Annotated in this window: 22 protein-coding genes; 15 read left to right on the forward strand and 7 right to left on the reverse strand. The window is 60.5% G+C overall.

Annotation, left to right across the window (positions count from 1 at the left end; all coding sequences use genetic code 11):
• Window position 1 precedes the first annotated feature (1 nt).
• The 5 genes from QRN41_RS13625 to QRN41_RS13645 all read left to right on the forward strand — a co-directional run bounded on the left by QRN41_RS13625 (window position 2) and on the right by QRN41_RS13645 (window position 6,164).
• The gene (locus QRN41_RS13625; protein ID WP_167417501.1) at window positions 2–937 is read left to right on the forward strand and encodes a sugar ABC transporter substrate-binding protein; all 936 of its coding nucleotides are present in this window, start codon (window positions 2–4) and stop codon (window positions 935–937) included.
• 65 nt (window positions 938–1,002) lie between these two features.
• The gene (locus QRN41_RS13630) at window positions 1,003–2,556 is read left to right on the forward strand and encodes a sugar ABC transporter ATP-binding protein (RefSeq protein WP_094066454.1); all 1,554 of its coding nucleotides are present in this window, start codon (window positions 1,003–1,005) and stop codon (window positions 2,554–2,556) included.
• A 59-nt stretch (window positions 2,557–2,615) separates the two neighbouring features.
• Window positions 2,616–3,638: an ABC transporter permease gene (locus tag QRN41_RS13635; RefSeq protein ID WP_034097004.1), complete on the forward strand. Its 1,023-nt coding sequence runs from the start codon at window positions 2,616–2,618 to the stop codon at window positions 3,636–3,638.
• Window positions 3,639–3,984: 346 nt separating this feature from the next.
• Window positions 3,985–4,389, forward strand: a complete 405-nt coding sequence (locus tag QRN41_RS13640) for a TraR/DksA family transcriptional regulator (RefSeq protein WP_003191666.1) — start codon at window positions 3,985–3,987, stop codon at window positions 4,387–4,389.
• Between the two features lie 548 nt (window positions 4,390–4,937).
• Window positions 4,938–6,164, forward strand: a complete 1,227-nt coding sequence (locus QRN41_RS13645) for a methyl-accepting chemotaxis protein (RefSeq protein ID WP_377731462.1) — start codon at window positions 4,938–4,940, stop codon at window positions 6,162–6,164.
• Between the two features lie 24 nt (window positions 6,165–6,188).
• Here the strand turns inward: QRN41_RS13645 and QRN41_RS13650 are convergent, their stop codons facing one another.
• Window positions 6,189–6,431, reverse strand: coding sequence for a DUF2789 domain-containing protein (locus QRN41_RS13650; protein ID WP_034113134.1), 243 nt, complete (start codon window positions 6,429–6,431; stop codon window positions 6,189–6,191).
• A gap of 72 nt (window positions 6,432–6,503) precedes the next feature.
• Entirely contained in the window at window positions 6,504–6,734 is a 231-nt protein-coding gene (locus tag QRN41_RS13655; protein WP_034137888.1) for a hypothetical protein, read from the reverse strand.
• A 788-nt stretch (window positions 6,735–7,522) separates the two neighbouring features.
• Here QRN41_RS13655 and QRN41_RS13660 point away from each other — a divergent pair.
• The 6 genes from QRN41_RS13660 to QRN41_RS13685 all read left to right on the forward strand — a co-directional run bounded on the left by QRN41_RS13660 (window position 7,523) and on the right by QRN41_RS13685 (window position 13,103).
• Entirely contained in the window at window positions 7,523–7,972 is a 450-nt protein-coding gene (locus QRN41_RS13660) for a hypothetical protein (RefSeq protein WP_052198948.1), read from the forward strand.
• Window positions 7,973–8,100: 128 nt separating this feature from the next.
• Complete coding sequence (locus QRN41_RS13665) at window positions 8,101–9,117, forward strand: ABC transporter substrate-binding protein (protein ID WP_167417504.1); 1,017 nt, start codon at window positions 8,101–8,103, stop codon at window positions 9,115–9,117.
• Between the two features lie 83 nt (window positions 9,118–9,200).
• Window positions 9,201–9,638: a DUF3995 domain-containing protein gene (locus tag QRN41_RS13670; protein ID WP_034137891.1), complete on the forward strand. Its 438-nt coding sequence runs from the start codon at window positions 9,201–9,203 to the stop codon at window positions 9,636–9,638.
• 147 nt (window positions 9,639–9,785) lie between these two features.
• Window positions 9,786–12,275 (forward strand): TonB-dependent siderophore receptor, encoded by a 2,490-nt coding sequence (locus tag QRN41_RS13675; protein WP_285421668.1) that lies wholly within the window; start codon window positions 9,786–9,788, stop codon window positions 12,273–12,275.
• A 141-nt stretch (window positions 12,276–12,416) separates the two neighbouring features.
• Window positions 12,417–12,746 (forward strand): hypothetical protein, encoded by a 330-nt coding sequence (locus QRN41_RS13680; RefSeq protein WP_034138000.1) that lies wholly within the window; start codon window positions 12,417–12,419, stop codon window positions 12,744–12,746.
• A 96-nt stretch (window positions 12,747–12,842) separates the two neighbouring features.
• Entirely contained in the window at window positions 12,843–13,103 is a 261-nt protein-coding gene (locus QRN41_RS13685) for a hypothetical protein (protein ID WP_167417506.1), read from the forward strand.
• Window positions 13,104–13,373: 270 nt separating this feature from the next.
• Here the strand turns inward: QRN41_RS13685 and QRN41_RS13690 are convergent, their stop codons facing one another.
• A complete protein-coding gene (locus tag QRN41_RS13690; protein WP_167417507.1) occupies window positions 13,374–14,312 on the reverse strand; it encodes a sensor domain-containing diguanylate cyclase in 939 nt (312 codons plus the stop codon).
• A gap of 151 nt (window positions 14,313–14,463) precedes the next feature.
• Window positions 14,464–14,826, reverse strand: coding sequence for an NUDIX hydrolase (locus QRN41_RS13695; protein WP_034097015.1), 363 nt, complete (start codon window positions 14,824–14,826; stop codon window positions 14,464–14,466).
• A 124-nt stretch (window positions 14,827–14,950) separates the two neighbouring features.
• Between QRN41_RS13695 and QRN41_RS13700 the strand changes: the two genes are divergently transcribed.
• From QRN41_RS13700 to QRN41_RS13715, 4 genes are all read left to right on the forward strand, one after another.
• Window positions 14,951–15,931: a Gfo/Idh/MocA family protein gene (locus QRN41_RS13700; RefSeq protein ID WP_173603451.1), complete on the forward strand. Its 981-nt coding sequence runs from the start codon at window positions 14,951–14,953 to the stop codon at window positions 15,929–15,931.
• A 36-nt stretch (window positions 15,932–15,967) separates the two neighbouring features.
• The gene (locus QRN41_RS13705; RefSeq protein ID WP_167417509.1) at window positions 15,968–16,597 is read left to right on the forward strand and encodes a ribonuclease T2 family protein; all 630 of its coding nucleotides are present in this window, start codon (window positions 15,968–15,970) and stop codon (window positions 16,595–16,597) included.
• Between the two features lie 78 nt (window positions 16,598–16,675).
• On the forward strand, window positions 16,676–18,364 hold the full coding sequence (locus tag QRN41_RS13710; protein WP_034137896.1) for a phospholipase D-like domain-containing protein: 1,689 nt from the start codon (window positions 16,676–16,678) through the stop codon (window positions 18,362–18,364).
• An 84-nt stretch (window positions 18,365–18,448) separates the two neighbouring features.
• Window positions 18,449–19,036, forward strand: a complete 588-nt coding sequence (locus QRN41_RS13715) for a LysE family translocator (protein ID WP_034137897.1) — start codon at window positions 18,449–18,451, stop codon at window positions 19,034–19,036.
• Here QRN41_RS13715 and QRN41_RS13720 read toward each other — a convergent pair.
• The 3 genes from QRN41_RS13720 to QRN41_RS13730 form a co-directional block, all read right to left on the reverse strand.
• Window positions 18,978–19,853: an AraC family transcriptional regulator gene (locus QRN41_RS13720; RefSeq protein ID WP_034137898.1), complete on the reverse strand. Its 876-nt coding sequence runs from the start codon at window positions 19,851–19,853 to the stop codon at window positions 18,978–18,980. The two genes, QRN41_RS13715 and QRN41_RS13720, sit on opposite strands and share 59 nt — an antisense overlap.
• Before the next feature lie 63 nt (window positions 19,854–19,916).
• Window positions 19,917–23,351, reverse strand: a complete 3,435-nt coding sequence (locus tag QRN41_RS13725; RefSeq protein WP_285421669.1) for a hypothetical protein — start codon at window positions 23,349–23,351, stop codon at window positions 19,917–19,919.
• Between the two features lie 102 nt (window positions 23,352–23,453).
• Entirely contained in the window at window positions 23,454–25,082 is a 1,629-nt protein-coding gene (locus tag QRN41_RS13730; RefSeq protein WP_047881909.1) for an ABC transporter ATP-binding protein, read from the reverse strand.
• Window position 25,083: the final 1 nt, after the last annotated feature.

A 25,083-nucleotide genomic window follows, 5' to 3' on the forward strand; every position in this document is an offset into this window, starting at 1 on the left:
CATGAAGACCCCGATCCGTTTTACCGCGCTAGCCTTGTCCATGCTGCTGGCCAGTGGGTTTGCCAGTGCCGCCGATATCAAAGTGGGCGTGAGCATGTCCGCTTTCGATGACACCTTTCTGACCTACCTGCGTGAAGACATGGACAAGCAAGCCAAGTCGTACCCCAAGGGTGATGGCGTGCAGCTGCAGTTCGAAGACGCCCGCGCCGATGTGGTCAAGCAACTGAGCCAGGTCGAGAACTTTATCGGCCAGAAAGTCGACGCCATTATCGTTAACCCAGTGGACACCGCATCGACCGCCAACATCATCAAGGCCGCCACCGCCGCGAAAATCCCACTGGTGTTCGTCAACCGCCGGCCAGATCAGAAGGACCTGCCCAAGGATGTCGTGGCCGTGACCTCCGACGACGTTGAAGCCGGCAAGCTGCAAATGCAGTACATCGCCGAAAAACTCGGCGGTAAGGGCAAGATCGTGATCCTGCTGGGTGACCTGGCGAACAACTCCACCACCAACCGTACCAAGGGCGTGAAAGAGGTGCTGGCCAAGTATCCGGACATCAAGATCGAGCAGGAACAAACCGGGACCTGGCTGCGCGACAAGGGCATGACGCTGGTCAACGACTGGTTGACCCAAGGCCGCGAATTCGACGCGGTGCTGGCCAACAACGATGAGATGGCTATCGGTGCGTCCATGGCCTTGAAATCAGCCGGCAAGGAAAAGGGCAGTGTGTTGATCGCCGGTGTCGACGGCACGCCGGACGGTTTGAACGCGATCGCGAAGGGGGACATGGCTGCGTCGGCATTCCAGGACGCCAAGGGCCAGGCCGTCGGCTCGGTGGAAGCGGCGCGCAAGATGGCAAAAAACGAGGCGACGGAGCAGAACGTGGTGATCCCGTTCAAGCTGATCACTCCGGACAACGTCAAAGACTTCAAGTAGCCCCGACCTCACAATAATAAGCCGGCAGGGCGGTCGTGCCCGCCCTGTCGATGGAGTACCTGTCTATGCTCGCTCAAGCCACAGCCTCGCAGCCTGCGGGTATCCAGCCCCGTGCGCTGGACGAACCCTACCTGCTGGAAATCCTCAACATCAGCAAAGGCTTCCCCGGTGTCGTGGCCCTGGACGATGTGCAGCTGCGCGTGCGCCCCGGTTCCGTGCTGGCGCTGATGGGCGAGAACGGTGCGGGCAAATCGACGTTGATGAAGATCATCGCCGGCATCTACCAACCAGACAGCGGCGAAATCCGCCTGCGAGGCGAGCCGATCGTATTTGAGACCCCGCTGGCCGCGCAGAAGGCCGGGATTGCGATGATCCATCAGGAACTCAACCTGATGCCGCACATGAGCATCGCCGAGAACATCTGGATCGGCCGCGAGCAGCTCAATGGCCTGCGCATGGTCAACCACCGCGAAATGCACCGCTGCACCGCCGACTTGCTGGCGCGCTTGCGCATCAACCTGGACCCCGAGGAACAGGTGGGCAACCTGAGCATCGCCGAGCGGCAGATGGTCGAGATTGCCAAAGCGGTGTCCTACGACTCCGACATCCTGATCATGGACGAACCAACATCGGCCATCACCGAGAAGGAAGTGGCCCATCTGTTTTCGATCATTGCCGACCTCAAGTCCCAGGGCAAAGGCATCGTCTATATCACACACAAGATGGACGAAGTGTTCGCCATCGCCGATGAAGTGGCGGTGTTCCGCGACGGTCAGTACATCGGCCTGCAACGGGCCGACAGCATGGACAGCGACAGCCTGATTTCGATGATGGTGGGCCGCGAGCTGAGCCAGTTGTTCCCGGTGCGCGAAACGCCCATCGGCGAGCGCTTGCTGTCGGTGCGCGACCTGCGCCTGGACGGGGTGTTCAAGGATGTGTCGTTCGACCTGCACGCCGGGGAGATTCTCGGAATTGCCGGGCTGATGGGCTCGGGCCGCACCAACGTGGCCGAAACCTTGTTCGGTATCACCCCCGCCGACGGCGGCCAGATCACCCTCGACGGCGAGCCGGTGCGCATCACCGACCCACATATGGCCATCGACAAAGGCTTTGCACTGCTGACCGAGGACCGCAAGCTCAGTGGCCTGTTCCCCTGTCTGTCGGTGCTGGAAAACATGGAAATGGCCGTGTTGCACCACTATTCGGGCAACGGCTTTATCCAACAGAAAGCCCTGCGCGCACTGTGCGAAGACATGTGCAAGAAGCTGCGGGTGAAAACGCCGTCGCTGGAGCAGTGCATCGACACCTTGTCCGGCGGCAACCAGCAGAAGGCGCTACTGGCTCGCTGGCTGATGACCAACCCACGCCTGCTGATCCTCGACGAGCCGACCCGCGGCATCGACGTCGGCGCCAAGGCTGAGATCTATCGACTGATCTCGTTCCTCGCCAGCGAGGGCATGGCGGTGATCATGATTTCTTCGGAGTTGCCCGAGGTGCTGGGCATGAGCGATCGGGTGATGGTGATGCACGAAGGCGAACTGATGGGCACCCTGGACCGCAGCGAAGCGACCCAGGAAAAAGTCATGCATCTGGCCTCGGGTATGACCGCAGTCCACTGACGAACCGCCGCGCGGGCCGGCGGTTGGCCTGCGCTTCAGAATAAAAAAGGTGAATGGTTATGAACGCAATAACGGATAACAAGCCTGCCTCGGCGCCGGTCAAACATCGGCGTCGAATGCCCACCGAGCTGAGCATCTTTTTGGTGCTGATCGGCATCGGCCTGGTATTTGAGGTGTTTGGCTGGATCGTGCGCGATCAGAGTTTCCTGATGAACTCCCAGCGCCTGGTACTGATGATCCTGCAAGTGTCGATCATTGGCCTGCTTGCCATCGGCGTGACCCAGGTGATCATTACCACGGGGATCGACCTGTCTTCGGGTTCGGTGCTGGCGCTGTCGGCGATGATCGCTGCCAGCCTGGCGCAAACGTCGGACTTCTCGCGAGCGGTGTTTCCCAGCCTGACCGACTTGCCGGTGTGGATTCCGGTCGCCATGGGCCTGGGGGTCGGGCTGCTGGCGGGAGCGATCAACGGCAGCATCATCGCCGTTACCGGGATCCCGCCGTTTATCGCCACCCTGGGCATGATGGTCTCGGCCCGTGGCCTGGCCCGCTATTACACCGAAGGCCAGCCGGTGAGCATGCTGTCTGATTCCTACACCGCGATCGGCCACGGTGCGATGCCGGTGATCATCTTCCTGGTGGTGGCGGTGATCTTTCATATCGCCCTGCGTTACACCAAGTACGGCAAGTACACCTATGCCATCGGCGGCAATATGCAGGCGGCGCGGACGTCGGGTATCAACGTCAAGCGTCACCTGATCATCGTCTACAGCATCGCCGGTCTGTTGGCAGGGCTGGCCGGGGTGGTTGCCTCGGCGCGGGCCGCCACGGGTCAGGCCGGCATGGGCATGTCGTATGAGCTGGATGCGATTGCCGCTGCGGTGATCGGCGGGACCAGCCTGGCGGGCGGGGTAGGGCGCATCACCGGCACCGTGATCGGCGCGCTGATCCTGGGCGTGATGGCTAGCGGGTTTACCTTTGTCGGGGTGGATGCGTATATCCAAGACATCATCAAGGGCTTGATTATTGTGGTGGCGGTGGTGATCGACCAATATCGCAATAAGCGTAAGCTTAAACGCTGAGCCACAAGCCACAAGCCACAAGCCACAAGCCACAAGCTGCAAGTCCGATTAGCTCTACAGCTTGTCGCTTGCAGCTTGCAGCTTATAGCTGCTCTACGAACTTTCCTGCTATAAACGCACTCCGATGACCATTCGCCAAGCCCGTCCTGGTGTCTTTGGGGGTTATATCGGAAAAAATGCCTGTCTTTTCAGTTGCTGCGCCCTCAAGTCGGCCTTAGACTGCCGCCCCTCGTAAATTGAGTGCCGGGTGGCGCTTGGAATGGATGGCGCCCTTCCGAGACCTGCACAGGTCGGCCGGAACGCTCCCTTATTCGCCTTAATGCACGTATTTTTTATAGAGAAATCAATGACAAAGGAAAAGTTGCTGGCCATGCCGGCGGATGACTACATGAATGCCGAACAGCACGCTTTTTTCGAGAAGTTGCTGCAAGACATGAAAGTGGAACACCACGAGCGCATTGAACAGAACCGTATCGCCATTGAAAGCCTGGACACTCCGGCTGACCCGGCCGACGCTGCTTCCGTGGAAGAAGAGCGCACCTGGCTGGTCAACGCCATCGACCGCGACCAGCGCATGCTGCCGCAGCTTGAGCGTGCATTGGAGCGCATCAAGGAAGATTCCTTTGGCTGGTGCGACGACAGCGGCGAGCCTATCGGCCTCAAGCGCCTGCTGATCAGCCCGACCACCAAGTACTGCATCGAAGCGCAAGAGCGTCACGAGCAGATCGACAAGCATCAGCGCCAAGCCTGATGCGGTGAAGCCGGGGAGCCGTCCGCATGGTTCCCCGCAGGAATACCCGCCACACCCCGTCTACTATTGATCTACTGCACGGCACCCCACTAAAGGCCCATGGATAATGGCCGGATAGTGGCGTTTAATGCCGTGACAATAAAGACAAACAGTGGGGTGATGAAATGGCTGGGGACGGATCTCTGATGGGCGCAGCAGTGCCGCCACATGCGGTGGCGCGCCGGTTGCCCGGCTGGCTGACGCCGCTGTTGCAGAGCACTGCTCTGGTGCTGATATTGTTAGGCCTGGCATTCGCCCAGCTGCCGATCTACCTGTGTCTGCCCATCGCCCTGTTGGTGATCTGGCTGCCTCGCTTGCGCAGCCGCCCGGTCGGCCCTGCGCCGGTAGCCGCCGCCGATGCGATTGGCGAACTGACCCGGGATCTGTCCTACACCACCAGCCATAACGCACTGTCCGCAGCCGGCGTGGCCTATTCGGTCAAGCAATTGGCCGCGCGCCTGCAGTCGCAATTGACGGCGGCCAAACAGATTGTCAGCAATGCCGAAGTCATGATCAGCACCGAACAGGTCACTTCCCAGCTCAGCCGCCAGGCCTTGGGGGCCGCCAGCCAGGCCCATCAGCGCAGTACCGAAGGCCGGGAAGTGCTGGTGCACTCCATCACCCGCATGCGTCAGCTCAGCCAGCGCGCCAATGCCAGCCGCGAGCTGATCGAAGCCTTGAGCCAGCGCAGCGAGGAAATCCAGCGGGTGACCCTGGTGATCCAGTCCATCGCTAGCCAGACCAACCTGTTGGCGCTCAATGCCGCCATCGAGGCGGCACGGGCCGGTGAGCATGGGCGCGGGTTTGCGGTGGTGGCCGACGAAGTGCGCGGGCTGGCCGGGCGTACTGCCACGGCCACCGATGAAGTCGGGGTGATGGTGGCGGATATCCAGCAGCGCACGGCTCAGGTCGTGGAGCAGATTCGCCAGTTATCGGCGGATTTGCACACCGGCGTCGAGCAGGTGGAGCACGCCGGCGAACAGTTGGAAAGCATTGCCAGCCTCGCCGCCGATGTGGAAGGCCAAGTCAATGAAATCGCCCAGGGCACCGACACCAACCAGGCGCAGCTCGACAGCCTGTTCCATGCGGTGGAACAGATGCGCAGCGATTTGAGCATCAGCGACGAGCAAACCCGCCAGTTGGCCGACGCCGCGATCCAGATGGAAGGGCAGGCCGAAACCATCAGCGAGCGTCTGGCGGCGGTGGGGCTGGACGACTATCACCAACGGATCTACGACCTGGCCCGCGAGGGCGCCAGCCGCATCGCTGCGCAATTCGAAGCGGATGTACAGCAAAACCGCATCAGCCTGGATGACCTGTTCGACCGTACTTATACCCCGATTCCCAACACCAGCCCGAGCAAGTACCACACCCGCTTCGACAGTTACACCGACAAGGTGCTACCGGCGATCCAAGAGGCGCTGTTGCCGCGTCACGAAGGCTTGGTATTTGCCATCGCCTGCACGCCGCAGGGCTACGTGCCGACCCACAATAATGCGTTTTCCCAGCCGTTGACCGGCGATGCCAAAGTGGATGCGGTGCAGAACCGCACCAAACGTAAGTTCGACGACCGCACAGGCATTCGCTGCGGCAGTCATCAGCAGGCGGTGTTATTGCAGACCTACACCCGCGATACCGGCGAGCTGATGCATGATTTGTCGGTGCCAATCATGGTCAACGGCCGGCATTGGGGCGGGTTGCGCCTGGGTTATAAACCAGAAAGCGCCAAGCGCTGAGGTCGTACGCGACGGGCGGTCGCGTTACGCCTTGGCGGGCTCATGCAGCAGCGCGTTCAGGTCGTCCACCGCCGGCGCCCATTCGGCGTCGACGTGCAGTTGCTCTTTGAGAAAACTAGCCTGTTGCGCGCTCCAGAACGGGGCGTCGACCAATTTGACGTCGTCCGGCAGACGGTGCTCGGCGGTGAACCGCTCAATACCTTCTTGGGATGAATCCAGGCCAAGTTGATCGAACAGGGTTTCCAGAGTAGGGGTGGTGGTGTCCATTGGTATCTCCATGCAAAGTGAGCAGCGTTATGCATGGGAGGGCCCTGACACGGCAGAGTTCGAATTTGTTCGTCAGCAGGTCAGTGCGCCGGCATCCACGGCGCTCTTGAGGGCCTGGGCCGACTCTTTGGCGGCGCTGGCAGCGGCCTCCACGGTCTTGAACCAACGGTCTTTTTCAACTTGGTGGGTGGTAGTAGTGGTCAGGGGCGGCTTGGCACGCATTACGATGACCGCTTGAAATTCACCGTCAACTTCCCTGGCTTCGCCACGGATAAAAAATTCGCCAATATCAAATTCCGTCACGTATTGCCTTCCCTTCGAGGTATTCAACTGCACTGATGAAACCTGACCCGCCGGCGGGGCAAACTTCAATGGACGAGTCAGTATGGCAGTTGTTGGAGGGCTGTGGCGCGGTAAAGTCAACCAGGTGACGAAACGATCCCATCGTGCAGACTGGCTTCCAGTTGTTTGGCCAGTTCACACGCCTTGATATGGTTGCTGCGGAAACCCCTGATTCGGCCACTGGTCACTTCCAGGATATGAAAGAAGTTCCTCCCGGCAGGTACCACTTGGTAAAGAACAGAATTGGAGTACCCTTCCAGGCCTGGCAAGCAGTAATATTGGCGCTCGTCTGGACATGATGAACGAGTGCCGGAAGACGTAGCCTGATAGTGACGTCGTTGCATGGTCAGCTCCTATCGATCTTGTGACTTACCGCAAACGGTTCGGGTGGTTTGAACCCTTTCGCTGTTCTACCATTGTCGTCGCGGGTCGACACTCGGTTCCATGCCAAGTAATTTTTGTGTGAGCTGTCGGAAACTGCGTTTTTGATTGGGGTTATTCTCTGAAGCGGTGCGACCCGTATTCTCGGGTCGTTGAACCTGTGATTTCCTGTCAGTCCCGGTGACCTTGCATAAGGTCCATCGTGTGCGCCCGTACGAGGCGTGCAATACGACAGGAAGTTTCTTCAGTTTTTTCATTAAGTGCATCAGGTGATCGTGCCGTATTGGCCGTTTTAGTGTGCTGCCTGTTTCTGCAGGCCGCACTTTTTTCGATGTGGGGGCTTTTCCTTGGCAGTCAGTAATCTGGATATGCACGCATTGTTCGTGCTGGGTGATTTGCGCGCAAAGTTGGTCAAACAGTTCCAATCCCGTTTTGTTTACATCACTGAGCAGACGCCGGAAGGCATCTACATCGCCGAGATCGATACCGAAACGGCGCTGGTGGTGGATGACAAACAGCGTCTTGAACTCAAAGTAGGCGACCATTTTCGTGCGGCGGTATTGCCCAGCCGCGAAGGCGGTAAGTTCGAGTTGAAGTTTCGCGACATCAAGTTGACGGTGTATGGCCTGGGCGATTACGCCTTTGTTTCGTCGGCCGAAGGCGAAGGTATCGTGTTCAAGGAAGGCCACAGTGTGATGCTGGTGTTCGCCGCCCATGAACAACTGCAGGAAGGCCTGACCAAAACCCTGAAAGCCGTGACCGGCAAGGCCGCCAAGTGGCGCAAGGGCGAACTGGTGACTTTCAAGGCCAGCGAGTAACGCGTCCCTGACGTGCGCGTGTATCGTCTTGCGGAACCTCTACTACAGTTGAGTGGACTTAACTATTCAGAGGCTTCGCGCGTTCGCAGCAAAGCCATCCGCTATGGCTGCAGTACGCGAGGTAAGGCATGAAAGGTTTGAGAACCCTGTTGGTGGCGTCCCTGACGAGCCTGAGTCTATCGATGGCTTCGTTGCCGGCGGTGGCGGGGCAGACGCCGGTGCATTTTGCCGACCTGAATTGGGAAAGCGGCAGCCTGATCACCGAAGTGCTGCGGTTTATCGTCGAGAAGGGCTATGACTTGCCCACCGACACCTTGCCCGGCACCACCATCACCCTGGAAACCGCCCTGGCCAAGAATGACATCCAGGTGATCGGCGAAGAGTGGGCCGGCCGCAGCCCCGTGTGGGTCAAGGCTGAGGCCGAAGGCAAGGTGGCCGGCCTGGGCGATACGGTCAAAGGCGCGACCGAGGGCTGGTGGGTGCCGGAATATGTGGTCAAGGGCGACCCTGCCAAAGGCATCAAGCCCCTGGCTCCGGACCTCAAGAGTGTAAAAGACCTGGCGCGCTACAAGGATGTGTTCAAAGATCCGGAATCCCCCGGCAAGGGGCGCTTTCTCAACAGCCCCATCGGCTGGACCTCGGAAGTGGTCAACCAGCAGAAGCTCAAAGCCTATGGCCTGGACCACAGCTACGTGAACTTCCGCAGCGGCTCGGGTGCGGCGCTGGATGCCGAAATCGCCTCCTCGATCCGGCGTGGCAAACCGGTGCTGTTCTACTACTGGTCGCCGACTCCTTTGATGGGGCGCTACAAACTGATCCAGCTCGAAGAGCCGCCATTCGATGCCGAGGCCTGGAAAACCCTGACCGACGCGGACAACCCCAATCCAAAGCCGACTCGTTCGCTGGCGTCCAAGTTGAGCATCGGGGTGTCTACGCCGTTTCAGAAGGCGCACCCACAGATCGCCGGGTTTTTCGAAAAAGTCGAGTTTCCCATTGAGCCGCTGAACAAAGCCTTGGCCACCATGAGTGAAAACCATACTCCGCCAAGGGAGGTGGCTCAGGCGTTTCTCAAGGCCCATCCCGAGGTCTGGAAGGCCTGGCTGACCGACGAGGTGGCGCAGAAGGTTGAGGCGAGCCTGAAATAGCAGGCCGTTCGCTCCCCGACGAAATACCTGCAAAAATCCCTCGGACGACTATCCTTTCCCGGACCTTTCAGGGAGAGCCCGTCATGAGTTTCGTGATCGCACGCTGGATCGTCGGCATATTCACCGGAATCAGTGTGATCCACCTGTACTGGGCCGCCGGCGGCAAGCTCGGCAGCCTGGCGGCCATCCCGCAGTTGCCCGGCGAATTTGCCAGCGGCCCGCGCCCAGCGTTCAAACCGTCGGCCCTGGGCACCTTTTTGGTGGCGATGGGGCTGGTGGGGATTGCGCTATTGGTCTGCCTGCGCGCCGGCCTGTATTTCCCTGCGGTATCCCACCGTGCGTTGCAATGGGGTATCAGCGCCATCGCCGTGCTGATGTTCGCCAGGGCGATCGGCGACTCAGAGTTGGTGGGTTTTTTCAAAAAAGTCGGAGGGTCGCGGTTCGCGCGTTGGGATACGTACTGCTATTCACCGTTGTGCCTGGCCTTGGGGGTAGGGTTGTTGGTGGTGGCCTGGGCCTGAGCCGCACCCGGAAAGCCCCGTGTGCTTGTTGGCAAGCAGCTGTCAGCCAGCGCTGATTGATTCTCAAATAAAAACCCCTCGCATCCTTACCCGATTTTCCAAGCTGGCCGTCATGGTAGATAGAACCTCAATTACGCAGGATTTATCATGTCGCGCCTTGCTCGTCCCTTGCATCCGCTGGCTTTGTCGGTGGCGATGGCTTTTGCCGCCGTGCCGTTGTTGACCGTCCAGTCCTCCTTCGCCGAAGAAAGCAGCGCCCAGCGCGGCTTCCAGGTGCCGGCCGGTGATTTGAGCCAGGCGCTCAATAACCTGGCCGAGCAGGCGGGGCTGGTGCTGGCGTTCGATGCAGAGCTGACCCGAGGCAAGCGCAGCCCGGGCGTGAGCGGGCAGTACGATATCGATGGGGCGTTGAACCAATTGCTGGCCGGCACCGGTTTGCAGGCGCTGAAACTTTCCGGCGACCGTTATCGCTTGGAGGCGATCCCGGACAGCGACGGGGCCATGCAACTGCAGGCCACCACCATCAATGCGGCTTACCAGGCAGAAAGCCCCACCGGTCCGGTGCCCGGTTATGTGGCCACGCGCAGCCTGTCGGCGACCAAGACCGATACCGCGCTGATCGAAACCCCGCAGTCGATCTCGGTGGTCACCAAAGACCAGATGCGTGCTCAGAACGCCGAAAGCCTCAATCAGATCCTGCGCTACAGCGCCGCCGTGGTGCCGGAAACCCGTGGCGCCACCGCGTCGCGCCTCGACCAGTTGACCATTCGCGGCTTCTTGCCCACCACTTACCTCGACGGCCTGCGCATGCCGTCCAGCCGCGATGCCTTGCCGCAGAAAGATGCGTTCGATTTGGAACGGGTCGAAGTGCTGCGTGGCCCCGCCTCGGTGCTATACGGCCAGGGTTCGCCCAGCGGTGTGATCAATATGGTTACCAAGCGGCCGCTGGATGTGCCGTTCCATGAAGTGGGCGTCGAATACGGCACCTTTGATAAAAAGCGCACCACCTTCGACTTCAGCGGCCCGCTTGATGATCAAGGGGTGTATTCCTACCGTGTCGCCGGTCTTTTTGACGATGCCGATGGCCAGGTCGAACACACCGAGACCCGTCGTCAGTCGTTGTCCAGCGCCTTTACCTGGCGCCCGGACGAGGATACGTCGCTGACCTTGCTGGGGCACTTTCAGAAAGACCCCAAGGGTGCGTCCTACGGTTCGGTGCCGGCTTGGGGTTCGGTGCTGCACAGCCCCACCGGGCGCAAGATCGACGTGGACTACTACGACGGTGAAAAGAACTTCGAGAAAAGCGATCGTGAGTATTACTCCATCGGCTACGCGTTCGAACACCATTTCAACGACGTGTGGACGCTGCGCCAGAATGCACGCTACCTGCGTGCCGAGGGCATCTATCGCAGCATCTACAACAGCTATCTGCAGGCCGATTACCGCACGTCTACTCGCTCGACCATTGCCATCGATGTGGACATGGATGCCTACAACCTCGACAACCAGGTACAGGCCAAATTCGACACCGGGCCGTTGCAGCATACGCTGTTGATGGGCGCCGATTACCAGAACACCAGCACCGATACCAAGGCGGGTTACGGCTCGGGGCCTCCACTGGATATCTTCGATCCCGTTTACGGCGCGCCTGTGACCACGCCGGCCTTCGCCACGGACGCCACTTCACGCAGCGAGCAAACCGGGGTTTACCTGCAAGAGCAGATGAAGTGGGACAACTGGGTGCTGCTGCTGGGAGGCCGGTATGACTGGGCCAGCACCGATGGCACTACCAAGACGCTGCGCACCGGTGCCAAGAGCAAGTCCTCCTTGGACAGCGAGGCGTTCACCGGGCGTGTAGGGCTGGTGTATCTGTTCGATAACGGCCTGGCGCCGTATGTGAGTTACGCGGAGTCGTTCAACCCGCAATCGGGGACCGGCTACGGCGGTTCGGTGTTCAAGCCGACCGAGGGCAAGCAATATGAACTGGGCATCAAGTATCAGCCGCCGGGCAGCAACAGTTTTATCACCGCGGCGATTTTCGACCTGCGCCAGAGCAACGTGCCGACCATGGACCCGGATCCGACCCATCTGTGTGGTAACGGTCGCTGCCAGATTCAGGATGGCGAACAGCAATCCCGCGGCTTTGAACTGGAGGGCAAGGCCAGCCTGAGCGATAACCTCGATATCACCGCCGCTTACGCTTACCTGGACAACCGCGCCTCCAAGTCCAACAGCACCGTGCGCTATGCGCCAATCAGCGATATTGGCGTCGGCCCTGCGGTCCCGGTGGAAGGCACCACGACCTACGGCGTGCCACGGCATACCGCTTCGGCATGGGCCGACTACACCTTCCGCGACGGCCACCTCAAAGGCTTCGGCGCGGGGGCGGGTGCCCGCTATGTCGGCTCTTCCTGGGGCGATACCGCCAACACGTTGAAAGTGCCCGGCTACACCTTGTTTGACGCTGCGGTGCATTACGACATCCCAAATATCGTCAACCTCAACGACAAGCTGCGCCTGGCATTGAACGCCACCAACCTGGCCAATAAAGAGTACGTCGCGTCGTGCTACTCGTATTCATGGTGCTGGTATGGCTCGCAGCGCACGGTACAGGCGAGTGCCACCTACCAGTGGTAAAGACGTGACGTGTGCCAAGCTCGCGCCCCACAGGGAAGTGGGCGGGCCGATGAGCCTGCGATAAGGCATTTTAATGGCCCCTTTGTAACAAAATCCTCGCCAAAATCGCTTTTATTTTCAGGTGGTTAGGTGGGGATGCAAATGCGCAATGTTGGAATCATGCTGATCGCCTGCTCCCTGGCAGGCGGCGCGACGGCCGTGCAGGCAAGGGAGTTGCGTGAGGGTGACAAGTACATGTGCAGTTGGGGCGCCGGCACCGCCGCCAGGGCCCAAGAGCTGAAACTGGCGGGTGTGTCGCTGTATGCCGCCCGTCAGAAAATCCAAACCCTTAAATTCAGCAAATCGTGGATGCGCATGATGGCCATGGGCATTACCGAGCAAACCTACGACAGCCGTTCGCGGCTCAAGCCTGACGCCATTCGCCAGAGCTTTTATCAGGACTGCGTGCGTTACAAAGTGGCGCGTAAGTAAATACGCGCGGCCAAATTACAAATCCACCACAAATCCAGTGTGTCCGTTTGCATACAATTGCGCAGTGATTGCCACGAGAGCAGGGCGCGAATGGTCATGCAGCCGCCAAAACACTCCTCATCCAACTGCGTGCGCTACATGATCGCCGGCGTGGTCGGCGTGGCGCTGATGCTCGGCGCCTATTTCATGCAGATCAACGCCGAAGCGGACCGTCAGCGACAGAGCGCCGCCGAGCGCCTGACCCTGTGTCGGCAGGTGGCGCGGGTGGCCAGTGCGACGGCATTCGGCGGGGCGGATGTGCGCGATACGTGCGAACAACTGAACGAAGAATCGAGGAAAGGCAACCCACCGTTATAAGTAATAACCCTTGTTTATAAGTGGAATAGTCGTCGTTAGTTGCACCAAAAGAAGGCATTTAATATCCCTGATCACATAAAAAACATGTGGATATTGAATGACTTACGACGTTTTTAATCCGACGAAAGGGCGTAAATAATGTTGTTACAGGTTTTTTCAGTGGTTACTATAGCCGGGCGTTCACCTCCCACGGTTTATGCATTTTTAAATCCCAAGTTTCCATCAGCTACTTGGGATTTTTTTTGCCTGGGATTTGGCCGCAGGCCGGGTTCAATCGTCGGCAAACGCCGCACGCATGCGGCCATTATGCTTGGCCTGATACAGCAACTTGTCGACCGCCTCGATGAACTCCAGCGCTTCGCTACCCGCTGTGACCAGTCGCGTGCCGACACCCAGGCTCAACGTTAACAGGTGGGACACGGCGGAATGCGGATGTTCGATCTCCTGTTGGCAGATCAGGTGCAGGCAGCGTCGTGCCACTTGCCGGGCGGATGCAGCGTCGGTTTCCGGCAGCAACCACACAAACTCTTCGCCGCCGATCCGCGCGATAAAGTCCCTTGGCCGATTCGCGGCCAGTGCCAATGTGCGCGCTACTTGGCGTAGGCAGTCGTCGCCTTTGATGTGGCCGAAGTGGTCGTTGTACTGCTTGAAAAAATCGATATCCAAAATGATCAACGACAGCGGCAATTGGCTGCGCTGGGCGCTGGCCCATTCGCGTTCCAGCACGGTGTCGAACATGCGCCGGTTGGCGATGCCCGTCAGGCCATCCTGATAGGAGTATTCCTCAAGTTGCTTTTGCAGGCGGATCAAGTGCTCTTCGGTCTGCTTGCGCTCGCTGATATCGAACATAAAACCAATCAGTGCTTCGACTTCGCCGTCCTTGCGTATCACATGCACCACATCGCGAATCCACACGTAATCGCCATTCACCGTCAGGGCGCGGTAATCGGCCTCATGGTCGACGCCGGCACGGGACTGCGAGACGCAGAAGTTCACCACATACTCCCGGTCGTCCGGGTGCATGCGCTCGACCCAGTCGTCCACGCTGACCCAACTGTGCTGGCTCCAGCCCAGCAATGTTTCGATCTGCGGCCCGATGTAGCTGAAGGTCATGCTCTGCCAGTCGATACGCCAAGGAATGGCTTTAGTGGACTCCAGCAGCGTTTTGTAGACATCACTGTCGGTTTGGCTCGAAGGGACATGGCTCATAACGGACTGCTCGAAATGATGGCTAATTGCCAAGAGCCTCTTGTGATCCACGCCGGGAGTCAAGCGTTGCGCGAGGCAACGGACGGGAGGTCGCTCAGGAGTTCAACGGTGTGGACAACGAAGGCTCTTCGAAGGCGACCAACGCCTTGAGTCACAGGCGCCGCAGAAAGGATTTGACGATATGACGCGTGGCATCCGTAGTATCCAGCTGATCCATGGCGGTATAGGCATGCCACTGGCAATCGACGATCTCGTTGCATGGCCGCGCGTCTTCAATGTTCACCACCGAGGCTTCGAACACATGGTGCACGGTGTCGCGGGCCTTGAGTTCCTGCAGGTACAGCAAGCCATCCACATTCAACCCGGTTTCTTCTTCCAGTTCGCGTTCGGCGGCGCCCACCGGGCGTTCGTCGCGTTCGACCTTGCCGCCGGGCAAGGCCCATTTTGATCGGGCTTTGCGCACGAAGAGGATATGCCCCTCGTGTTCGCAAATGACCGTTGCCCGGATTTTCATGGTCTGTGCCTCGTAAGAATCAACTGTCACAAAAGTGTAATGCAATTGTCATGCTAAGTGGTTATGGCGCGTGGCCGTGGGTATGTGGATACTGCCCGATTGATCAGAACGCACGAGGTAAACCATGACGACCGTACGCTGGGGCATGATCGGCTGTGGCAGTGTCACTGAAGTAAAGAGTGGACCCGCCTTTTACAAAGCGCCAGGTTCGGCCCTGGTCGCGGTGATGGGGCGCCGTGAGGAGGCCGTGCGCGATTATGCGGCACGTCATCAGGTTGGCCGCTTCTACACCGATGCCCAGGCACTGATCAACGACCCCGACGTGGACGCCGTGTACATTGCCACACCCCCCGACAGCCACTTGGAATACAGCCTGATGGTAGCCGCCGCCGGCAAGCACTGCTGCGTCGAAAAACCCATGGCCCTGAATGCCGAGCAAAGCGCGCTGATGCAGCGCACCTTCGAGCGCGCCGGGCTGCACCTGTTTGTGTCCTACTACCGGCGTTCCCTGCCGCGTTTCCAGCAGGTGCGGCAGTGGCTACAGGAGGGGCGCATTGGTGAGCTGCGTCACCTCACCTGGACCCTATGCAAGCCACCGGGTGCCGAGGATGCCAGCGCCGCCAACTGGCGCACCGACCCGCTGATCGCCGGCGGTGGCTACTTTGCCGACCTGGCCAGCCATGGGTTTGATCTGTTTCAGTACCTGGCCGGGGATATCGTCGAAGTGTCCGGTTTTACCGCGCGTCAGGCCGGGCGCTATGCAGCGGAAGATGCTGTGACGGCCTGCTGGACTTTCGACTCGGGCGCGCTGGGCATGGGCTGCTGGAACTTTGTCGTGGATCGCAAGGAAGACCGGGTCGAACTGATCGGCAGTCGTGGGCGCATTGTGTTCTCGGTGTTCGAGGAGCAACCGCTGCGCCTGGAAGGCGAATTCAACGAAGTGCTGGATGTGCCGTGCCACGCGCATATCCAGTGGCACCATGTGCTGGCCATGAATGCCCATATTCGCGGCGAGGCCGAGCACCCTTCGTTGGCCATCGAGGCGCTGAAGACCGATCGAATCCTGGATAAGGTGTTGCAACGTAACCCCAATCACCCTGGCTGAACGCGGTACACCTGGTTTTTTTCAAGGAATCGGTAGATGAAATACTGGATGTTGATTTGGCTGGTGCTCTCCACGGGCGCATTGGCGGCACCGCGTGATCAAGGTACGCCGGGGCAGTTTGATTTTTATGTGCTGTCGTTGTCGTGGTCGCCGACGTTTTGCCTGACCCACCCGGACAACGAACAGTGCTCGGGCAAGGGCTATGGTTTTGTGCTGCATGGTCTGTGGCCGCAATACGCACGGGGCGGGTGGCCGGCGTCGTGTGCGCCGCAGACGCAACTGAGCCGTGAGGCGCTGGACAAGGGCGCCACGTTGTTTCCGACCCGTGCGCTGCTCAAGCACGAATGGGCCAAGCATGGCACCTGCAGCGGCCTGGAACCCTTGGCGTATCTGGACAAAACCGACGCGGCATTAGGGACAGTGGTGATCCCCGAGCAATTGCAGCCATTCAACACGCCGCCGACGCTGCAGGCCCGCGATATCGAGACGCTGTTTCGCGAAAGCAATCCACGCATGGGTAACCACGGGCTGGCAGTGATTTGCAAAGGTAAGGTGCTGTCGGAAGTGCGCGTGTGCCTGACCAAGGACCTGGCCTTCGCCGGCTGCCCACGCAGTGTGAAAAGCCAATGTCGCGGGGGCGATATCCGCATTCCGGCGCAACGCTAGAATGTCCAGGGCTCACTGGCTGGAAGTGATACAGGCGCTAAACTTTCAAAGACTGCCTTCAGGCAAAAGGAACATCGCTTGGACACTGACTTTGAAAGTAAGACAACCTTTCAGGGACTGACCTTCAAGTTGTATCGCGCAGAGGGTAGCGCATTACTGGCATTCGACTTGGCGCCAGACCTCGCTACCCGTGATTTTGTCGGCTTCAGCATCGAAGTGCGCTACCCCGGTGCCGACCACTGGGGTGCACTGCACAATCGCCTGCATTTCGACTACCCACCCACGCCGGAGCGGCCGCGCAGCTTTGCTTCTACCGAGGCGCCGTTCCAGAAATTCCGCTGGATTCACGTGCCCAGCCAGATCCTGCCGGGTGTCTATCGATACCGGGTCACCGCCTGCTACATGGGCGCCGACGGCGCGTTGCGCAAGGGCGTGGCGGTGGAAAACCAGATTTGCCTTGAGGCCCAGACAATCAGTGGTTTCCTGAATGTCGGATTTACCCGCGGTTTCGCTTCGTCCCAGGCTTATGGTGATCGGTTCGACAATGAGACCCGCATCCTGCCGCCGGCAGGGGCTGCCCCCAGGGCGTCTCTGGATCTGGATATGGCGCCCTTCGAAGCCCATTACCAATGGCTGGGTTTCGAGGCGCGACGATTGATTTTGCACGTTCTGGATCAGGTCGCCAACGACCCGCAGTTAACCCTCGATGCGCTGATTTACGAAAGCAAGGAACCCGACATCCTGCGCCGCCTGGAGCAACTCGGCCCGCGCCTGCGCGCGATCATTGACGACCACGGCGAGCAGGGCGCCGCCGACAGCTGCGAAAGCCTCAGCGCCGCGCGCCTCGCCAGTGCGGGGGCCCAGGTCAAGCGCCTGCATTTTTCCAGCCAGCAACACCATAAGGTGTTGATCGTAAGGCGTGACGGGCGGGCGATACGGGTGCTCGGCGGCTCCACCAACTTTGCGCTGCGCGGCCTGTATATCCAGGCCAACAACGTGCTGCTGTTCGACGATGAGCGCGTGGCCGGCAAGTTCGCCGAGGTGTTCGAGGCTTACTGGGCCGCGCCCATGGCCTTTCGCAAAAACCCGCTGTCGCAACGCTGGTGGGTGGTGCGCGACCAGCCGGGCTCCAAGGTCTCACTGTGTTTTGCGCCCCATGCCGACAGTGGGTTGTCCCTGGACCCGATTGCCGCCAGCATTGAGCAGGCCAGCAGTTCGGTACTGTACTCGGTGGTGTTTCTCAACCTGATCAACGGCAAGGTTCGTACTGCGCTGGATGAGTTGATGCAGCGCGCGTTGTTCTCCTACGGTGTTGCCCAACGCCAGGGCCGGTTGGCCGTGCGCAAGCCGGATGGTTCGGTGGGCCTGCTGCCGTTCGCTTATCTGGCCAGCAATGCCACGGCGCCGTTCAAGGCCGAGTGGTCAGGCAATGCCGGGAACATGGTGCACAGCAAGTTCGTGGTCACGGATTTCAATGGTGCCAATCCCACGGTGTACACCGGTTCTTCCAACCTCGCCGGGGGAGGGGAGAAAAACAACGGCGACCACCTGATCCGCATCGAAGACCGCAGGATCGCCGTGGTGTACGCGGTTGAAGCGTTGCGCCTGTTCGACCATTTCCACTTCCGAGTCAATGCCAGTCAACCTGGCGCTCTGGATACCTTGCGCCTGGCCAAACCACCGGCACCCGGGGACAAACCCTGGTTCGATGCCTATTACCGTACCGGTCATGTGAAGATGCGGGACCGTGAGTTATTCGTGAAATAGCGCTTTACGGGGGGCATTTTCTTCAATACCAGAGGCGTTCGTCCCTTTACCGTGACGTTATCTTTACTGTCACAGGGATTCGTCATGAGCTTGATTCTTTCCATGGCCGCTTTCGCGCTGGCCACCTCCATCACCCCCGGCCCGGTCAATGTGGTGGCGCTCAGTTCGGGCGCGCGCTTCGGTTTTGCCGCCAGCCAGAAACATGTATTCGGCGCCGCCGTGGGCTTTACCGTGCTGTTGGTGCTGATTGGCCTGGGCCTGCATGAGGTGCTGCTGCGCTGGCCGATCCTGACTCAGTTGATTAAGTGGGGCGGGGTCGCCTTCCTGCTGTACATGGCTTGGAAACTGGCGGTGGACGATGGGCGCCTGGACGCCCAAGGCCGCGCAACCGCGCCATCGATGCTCTACGGCGCAATCATGCAATGGCTCAACCCCAAAGCCTGGCTGGCTTGTGTTGCGGGGATGGGGCTGTTTGTGGCGGACGGCGCCAGGGCGCAGGTCTGGGTGTTTGCCGGCCTCTATCTGGTGATCTGCTACCTGTCGGTGGCGTGCTGGGCCTACGCCGGCACCTTTTTGCGCCGCTACCTGAGCAACCCCCAGGGCGTGCGGGTGTTCAACCGTTCAATGGCCGCGTTGCTGGTGGCCAGTGTGGGTTATTTGCTGATGGCTTGAGACGGTCGCGATATTGCCCCGGTGTGGCGGCGAAGTGCTGCTTGAACGCGCGCTGGAAATGCGCCTGGTCGGCAAACCCGGCGGCCAGGGCCACATCGGCGATCAGCTCGCCCTGGCGCAATTGGGCGCGGGCAAACTGAATGCGTTGGTTCACCAAAAAGGCATGGGGCGTCAGCCCGTAATACTGCTTGAACGCACGGATCAAGTAAGAAGGCGACAGCTCGGCCGCCTGGCAGATATCTTCGAGCTTCAACGCTTGAGTGCAGTGCTCCCGGATGTATTTGGCTGCCCGTTCCAGCTTGTGGTTCACCTCACGCACCGGCGTCGGCGACGGGTTCAGGCGTTGCTGCACGTCGCTGAAGTAACTCACCAGCGCGCTCTGCTTTTGCAGGTGTTCGGCCTGCTCATCCACCACGATGCGGTACAGCTCCAGCAAGCCACGGTACAGCAGTGGGTCACGGGTATACGGTGTGTCGAATGGCCGGTAGCCCTGATCGGTGCTGAAACCCAACTGATATTGCAGCTCGGTGAGCCAGGGCGTGTCGATATACAGCATCTGGTACGACCACGGCTCGTTGGCGATGGGGTTGCAGGCATGGACATCGCCGGGGTTCATCAACACCACGGTGCCAGCGCTGATTTCAAACGTGTCGGCACCGTAGTGGTAATAGCTGCGTCCGGTGGTGATCGCACCGATGGAAAAGTGCTCGTGGGCGTGCCGTGCATAAGTGACTTTGCGCCCGTCGGCGATGGTGCGCGCTTCGATAAACGCCAGCGCTGGGTCGCGCCAGAAAACAGGGGCGGTCGCGGTGGTCATGGGCAGGGCTCCTGGCGCAGATCGAGTGAGCAACTGTATATCAAAGCGCCGACTGTTCAAGCGTCAGTCCGCCTTGAGCGCCATTTCCAGCAAAAAGTCGGCCCATGGGTCGGTGCCGCTTGCGGCTTCAAGCAGCGTCAGTGGACGCTTGGCTTTTTCGCGCAAAGCCAGGCCGTCGTGCAATGGGTGCTCCAGGATAATGTCGGCCACTGCATGGCTGCGTGGTGAATCCAGCGTGCGTGGCACGCGTCTGCCCAGGCTATCCAGTGGCGGCACTTCGGGCGCCTGGGGCAGGTTATTGCCGAGCGGGGTGAGGAGCAAATCAGTGGTCGCTGTCGACGAACCTGGGTCTTGTGGCCACGCACCCTGTGCATAGGCTGCCCAGTCGAAGTGGCTGGCGGTGTCGACGCCGTGCGGCAATTGCCGGGCATCGAGGTCGAGGCGAGGGCGTATAAGCAGTTGCCTGGGGAAGCATTCGTAGACATACGTGGTGCTGACATAGGTGACGGCCATCAGCACACCGAATCGTCCCACTTGGGCGGCGGCACGGCTTGAGGCGCTGGGGCGGCTGAGCTGGAAAAATCGCACCTGACCGTATTCCAGCGCCTCTCGGCGCGGCAGGGTCAGTTGCGACAACCCAAAACAGATGGACTCGCGATAAGCCGCCTTGAGCTGTTGCAACTTGTGATCGAAGGCTTGGAAAAATACCTGGCTGACCGACCCCAGCAAATGAAAGCGCTTGGCCATCTGTCGATATTTGACGGCTGGCTGGGACGAGTGCCAATGCTGGGAGGTGGCGTCCAGGTCGCCGGCCATATGCAGATCGGTGAACGAATATTTAGGGCCGGTATGGATACCTTCGAAGCGCTTGTCTTCAGAAAATGGCGAGTCAAGCGGCAGCCACATCAGGATGCGCGCCTCCAGCCAGCCGTTGTCGGGATAAACGCGGCGCAGGTCGTTCAGGGCGGTCTGGCGCAGCCATACCACGGGCTCGGCGAACGCCTCCAGGGTGCTGCTCAGGCGTGTCCGCTGGGCATTGATCGCATCGACCGCGTTTTTCACGGACTGTGTGCCATAGCGCCGCTGAGGTGCCAGCACGCCGTTGACCACGGCCCACTCCAGCACCGCCGTGGTGGCCTGTGGGCTGTCAAGAAAGGTCTGCCAGCGATCTTCGGGTGGTAGGTACGCGAGGGTCATGATCTGCGCGTGGGTCAATTGACGGGACGAGCCCGGCAGGCTTTTTTCCAGGTACATAACGTACTGACAGAACAGCGTCCAGGTATGTGAGCCCAGGTAGGGCTCGTCTTCGGGGATGTCGCGCACCAGCAACTGCGGGCCTTTTTCACTGAGGATCAAGTGCGCCGCCAGGGCCGCCGTGGGTCTGTCCAACACACCCATAGCGGTTTCGATGTCCCGGCGCACGAACGGTATGGACTCGCCCCAATAGAAGTCGCCGTGCCAGTCCAGCACCTGGATACCCGTGGGATGTGCCTCGAACCTTGGGTCCAGGCTCAGGATCAGCGCGGCCAGTATCAGCGCGTTGCGGCTGCCGCTTTCGCCCCGTTCGCTGGCGTGGCTACCATGCCAGTGCAGGGTGTTGGACAGCACTTCGCCCAGTTGTTGGGCCAGGGGCGATGCGAGCAGGCACGGGATCAGGTAATCGGCTTCGGCTCTGACGTCAGCCACAGTCTTGCCGGTCAGCAGGGGCTGGCTCAGGTATTCGAACAGCGTGCCGGGCTGGCCCTGCATAAAGTCGAGGCTGAGCGCGACGAGCTGTTCACGCTCCTGCGGGGACAGGGTCCACGCCGAAGGGCGCGCGTCGCGCGGCTTGAGTGCACGCCAATACGATCCCTGGCTTGACCGTTGTGGCAGGCTGACCTCCAGGCGTTGCAGCACCCGCCGAGCATCCGCCAGGCTTTGCGGCACACGAAAACCGTACAACCGCAACGCCTGCTGCACGCTCACCGTGTCGTTGGTGCGCAACTGGCCACCCGTTCGGGCGGCCAGCGGCCGCAATTGCGATACCCGCTCCAGCAGGTGGTCATGCTCGGCTACGGCATCGTTCAGGGACTTCCAGACGCCGTCCAAGTCGCGTGCCTCGATGTTGCCGGATTCGCTCAGCAGCACGTGGCTGGCGGGATCGATGCGCAGGCGGGTGCGCAGGGCCAAAAAGGCCGGATCGTCGGTCACCAGGCGTAAGTGGCGGTAGGCACTCTTCACTGTGGCCCGGAGCGCGTCCGGGTCGCCACTGATCACCTGATCCAGGCCGTCGGGCCCCGGTAACTGGCCGCTGCCGATCATTTGCGCCAGCACGGTACGCAGGCGGTGGCGGTCATTCATCATGCCCACATAATGGCGAAAGCGTCTGAGGGTTGCCGCGGTGCGCACAGCCTTGAGCACCACCGGGTGCGCGGGCGTCGGCCATTGGCGCAAGCGCTGGATCAACGCACCGATATGTGCGGGCCCTTGCACAGGTTCGAAGCCGTAGGCCGTCAGGGCGTCGGTGAGGTCGACGGAGTGATCGGGGTAGATGCGCACCCCCAGTTGCGAACCCAGCAGCACCAACCGTTCCCAATGTGGCGTCGGTGAGGGCAGCAGCGTGCGTTGTTCCTGGGCCGTATCGCGCTCGGTCACACAGATCAACTGGCGCGCGAAATCGTAGTGGGCCTGGGCATCGACGAGGTGGTGCTCATCCAGGATCAAGTACAACAGCAGCGCGGCTTCCTTGACGCTTTTGGCCAGCGTCGAGTGGGAGGTCAGGTCGACGCGGGTGTGGCTGAGCTCGGAAGGTGTTCCGTCACATTGCTCCAGGGCAGTGGCCAATCGCTGAAAATCGAGCCGCTGTTGCGTCAGTTCCGCGTGGATGATCGATTTGCTGCGGCCGTTATCGTCAAACGCCGGAAAGGCTTGCAGCGCACGCAATTCCTCAATGATCGCCAGTGCCGCGAGGCGATTGGTTGGCATAGGGTAACCATGGAACGCCAGTACGAGGTTCAGCGTCAGTGTGGTGATGCCGTCATTAGATTTGGTGCCGATGTATGGCATGCCCAGCGCGAGCGGGTCGAGCAGTTGGCTGATGAAAATGATGGGTTTGGCCAACGTCCACCATTTGGACGTGCCTGCCAGGGTAAACACCTTGGGCACGCCGTGTGCGGTGACGTGAAGGTTGCTGTCATGTACCCGCAGCGTGCTCAGCACCATGCCTTCTGTAGCGGCCCAGGCGATAAAGTCCTTGCTGTTGACGGCCTTGCTGAACGCCGCGCACCACTGACCCAGCAGGGATAGTTCGGGGATGGGTACCGGCGTGGTTGCGGCGGGCAAGGCTGCGTCTGTCGTGCCGGAGAGCAGGCTGATCAACCGCGCGATCAAGGCGGCGTCGCCGCTGGGGTGTGTGTGGGGCTCAAGCGGCGTGGCGCTGGAGGGACCGACGGTGACTGACATCGCAATGCCATCGTGCGGGTCGGCCCCGCTCAGGGCCAGGCTGGGGAAATCGTCCATGAAGAGTGCTCCGGGTAGCTAAACCCGGATCATCCCCCCGTTGGCGGTCGCTTCAGTAGCAGGGCTTTCCGCACCGGTTGTGGTGTGGTTCCGCCAGGGCAGTCAGGGAGCGCTATGCGTCGGGCAGTCGTCGGGCGCCGCCAGAAACGCGGCTTTGAGCAATTGCTGGGTATAGGCATGTTGTGGATCGGCAAAGATCGCCTGCGCATCACCTTGCTCCACCACTTGGCCCTGCTTGATCACCATCAATTGGTGACTCAGCGCCTTGACCACCGCCAGGTCGTGGCTGATGAACAGGTAGGTGAGGTTGTACTTGGCTTGGAGGTTGCGCAGCAGCTCCACCACTTGGCGCTGCACCGTGCGGTCGAGGGCGGAGGTGGGCTCGTCGAGCAGGATCAAGCGCGGCTTGAGCACCAACGCGCGGGCAATGGCGATGCGCTGGCGCTGGCCACCGGAAAATTCGTGGGGGTAGCGATGGCGCGAGTCGGGGTCCAGGCCGACTTCCTTGAGCGCCGCGATAATCGCCGCTTCCTGCTCGGCAGGGGTGCCCATCTTATGGATGCGCAATCCTTCGCCAACGATCTCGCTGACGCACATGCGTGGGCTCAGGCTGCCGAACGGGTCCTGGAACACCACCTGCATTTCCCGGCGCAGCGGGCGCACCTGCTGCTGGTTGAGGGCGTCCATTTGCTGACCTTCGAAACGAATGCCGCCGCGGCTGCCGATCAAGCGCAGAATCGCCAGGCCCAGGGTGGATTTGCCCGAGCCGCTTTCGCCGACGATGCCCAGGGTTTGGCCCTGGGGCAGGCTGAAGTGGATGCCGTCCACCGCTTTTACGTAATCGACGGTGCTGCGCAAAAAGCCCTTCTTGATCGGGAACCACACTTTGAGGTCATCCACCACCAGCAACGGCGGCCCGACGGCATTGGTCGCCGGCCCGCCGCTGGGCTCGGCGGCCAGCAGTTCCTGGGTATAGGGGTGCTGCGGGGCCTGGAACAGCGTCTGGCAATCGGCCTGCTCGACGATGCAACCTTGCTGCATCACGCACACGCGATGAGCGATGCGTCGCACCAGGTTCAGGTCGTGGCTGATCAGCAGCAAGGCCATGCCCAGGCGCGCCTGGAGTTCCTTGAGCAGTTCGAGGATTTTCAACTGCACGGTGACGTCCAGAGCGGTGGTGGGCTCGTCGGCAATCAGCAGTTCCGGCTCGTTGGCCAGGGCCATGGCGATCATCACGCGCTGCCGCTGGCCGCCGGACAATTCATGGGGCAGGGCCTTGAGGCGCTTGTGCGGTTCAGGGATGCCCACCAGCTCCAGCAGCTCCAGGGTGCGCTGGGTGGCGACCTTGCCGGTGAGGCCCTTGTGCAGGCCAAGCACCTCGTTGATCTGCTTTTCGATGCTGTGCAGTGGGTTCAGCGAGGTCATCGGCTCTTGGAAAATCATCGCGATGCGGTTACCGCGAATGTGCCGCAGGGGCTTTTCCTTGAGGGTCAACAGGTCCTGCCCCGCGTACTGGATGGTGCCGGACGGATGCCGCGCCAGCGGGTAGGGCAGCAGGCGCAGGATCGAGTGGGCGGTCACCGATTTGCCGGAACCGCTTTCGCCCACCAGCGCGAGGGTTTCGCCGCGCTTGATATCGAAGCTGACGTTGCTCACCACCCGGTGATGATGCTCGCCGGTCACAAACTCGACGCTGAGGTCGCGGATTTCGATCAGATTGTCCTGATTCATC

The sequence above is a fragment of the Pseudomonas sp. efr-133-TYG-23 genome, assembly GCF_030209215.1.
Classification (GTDB): Bacteria; Pseudomonadota; Gammaproteobacteria; order Pseudomonadales; family Pseudomonadaceae; genus Aquipseudomonas; species Aquipseudomonas rhodesiae.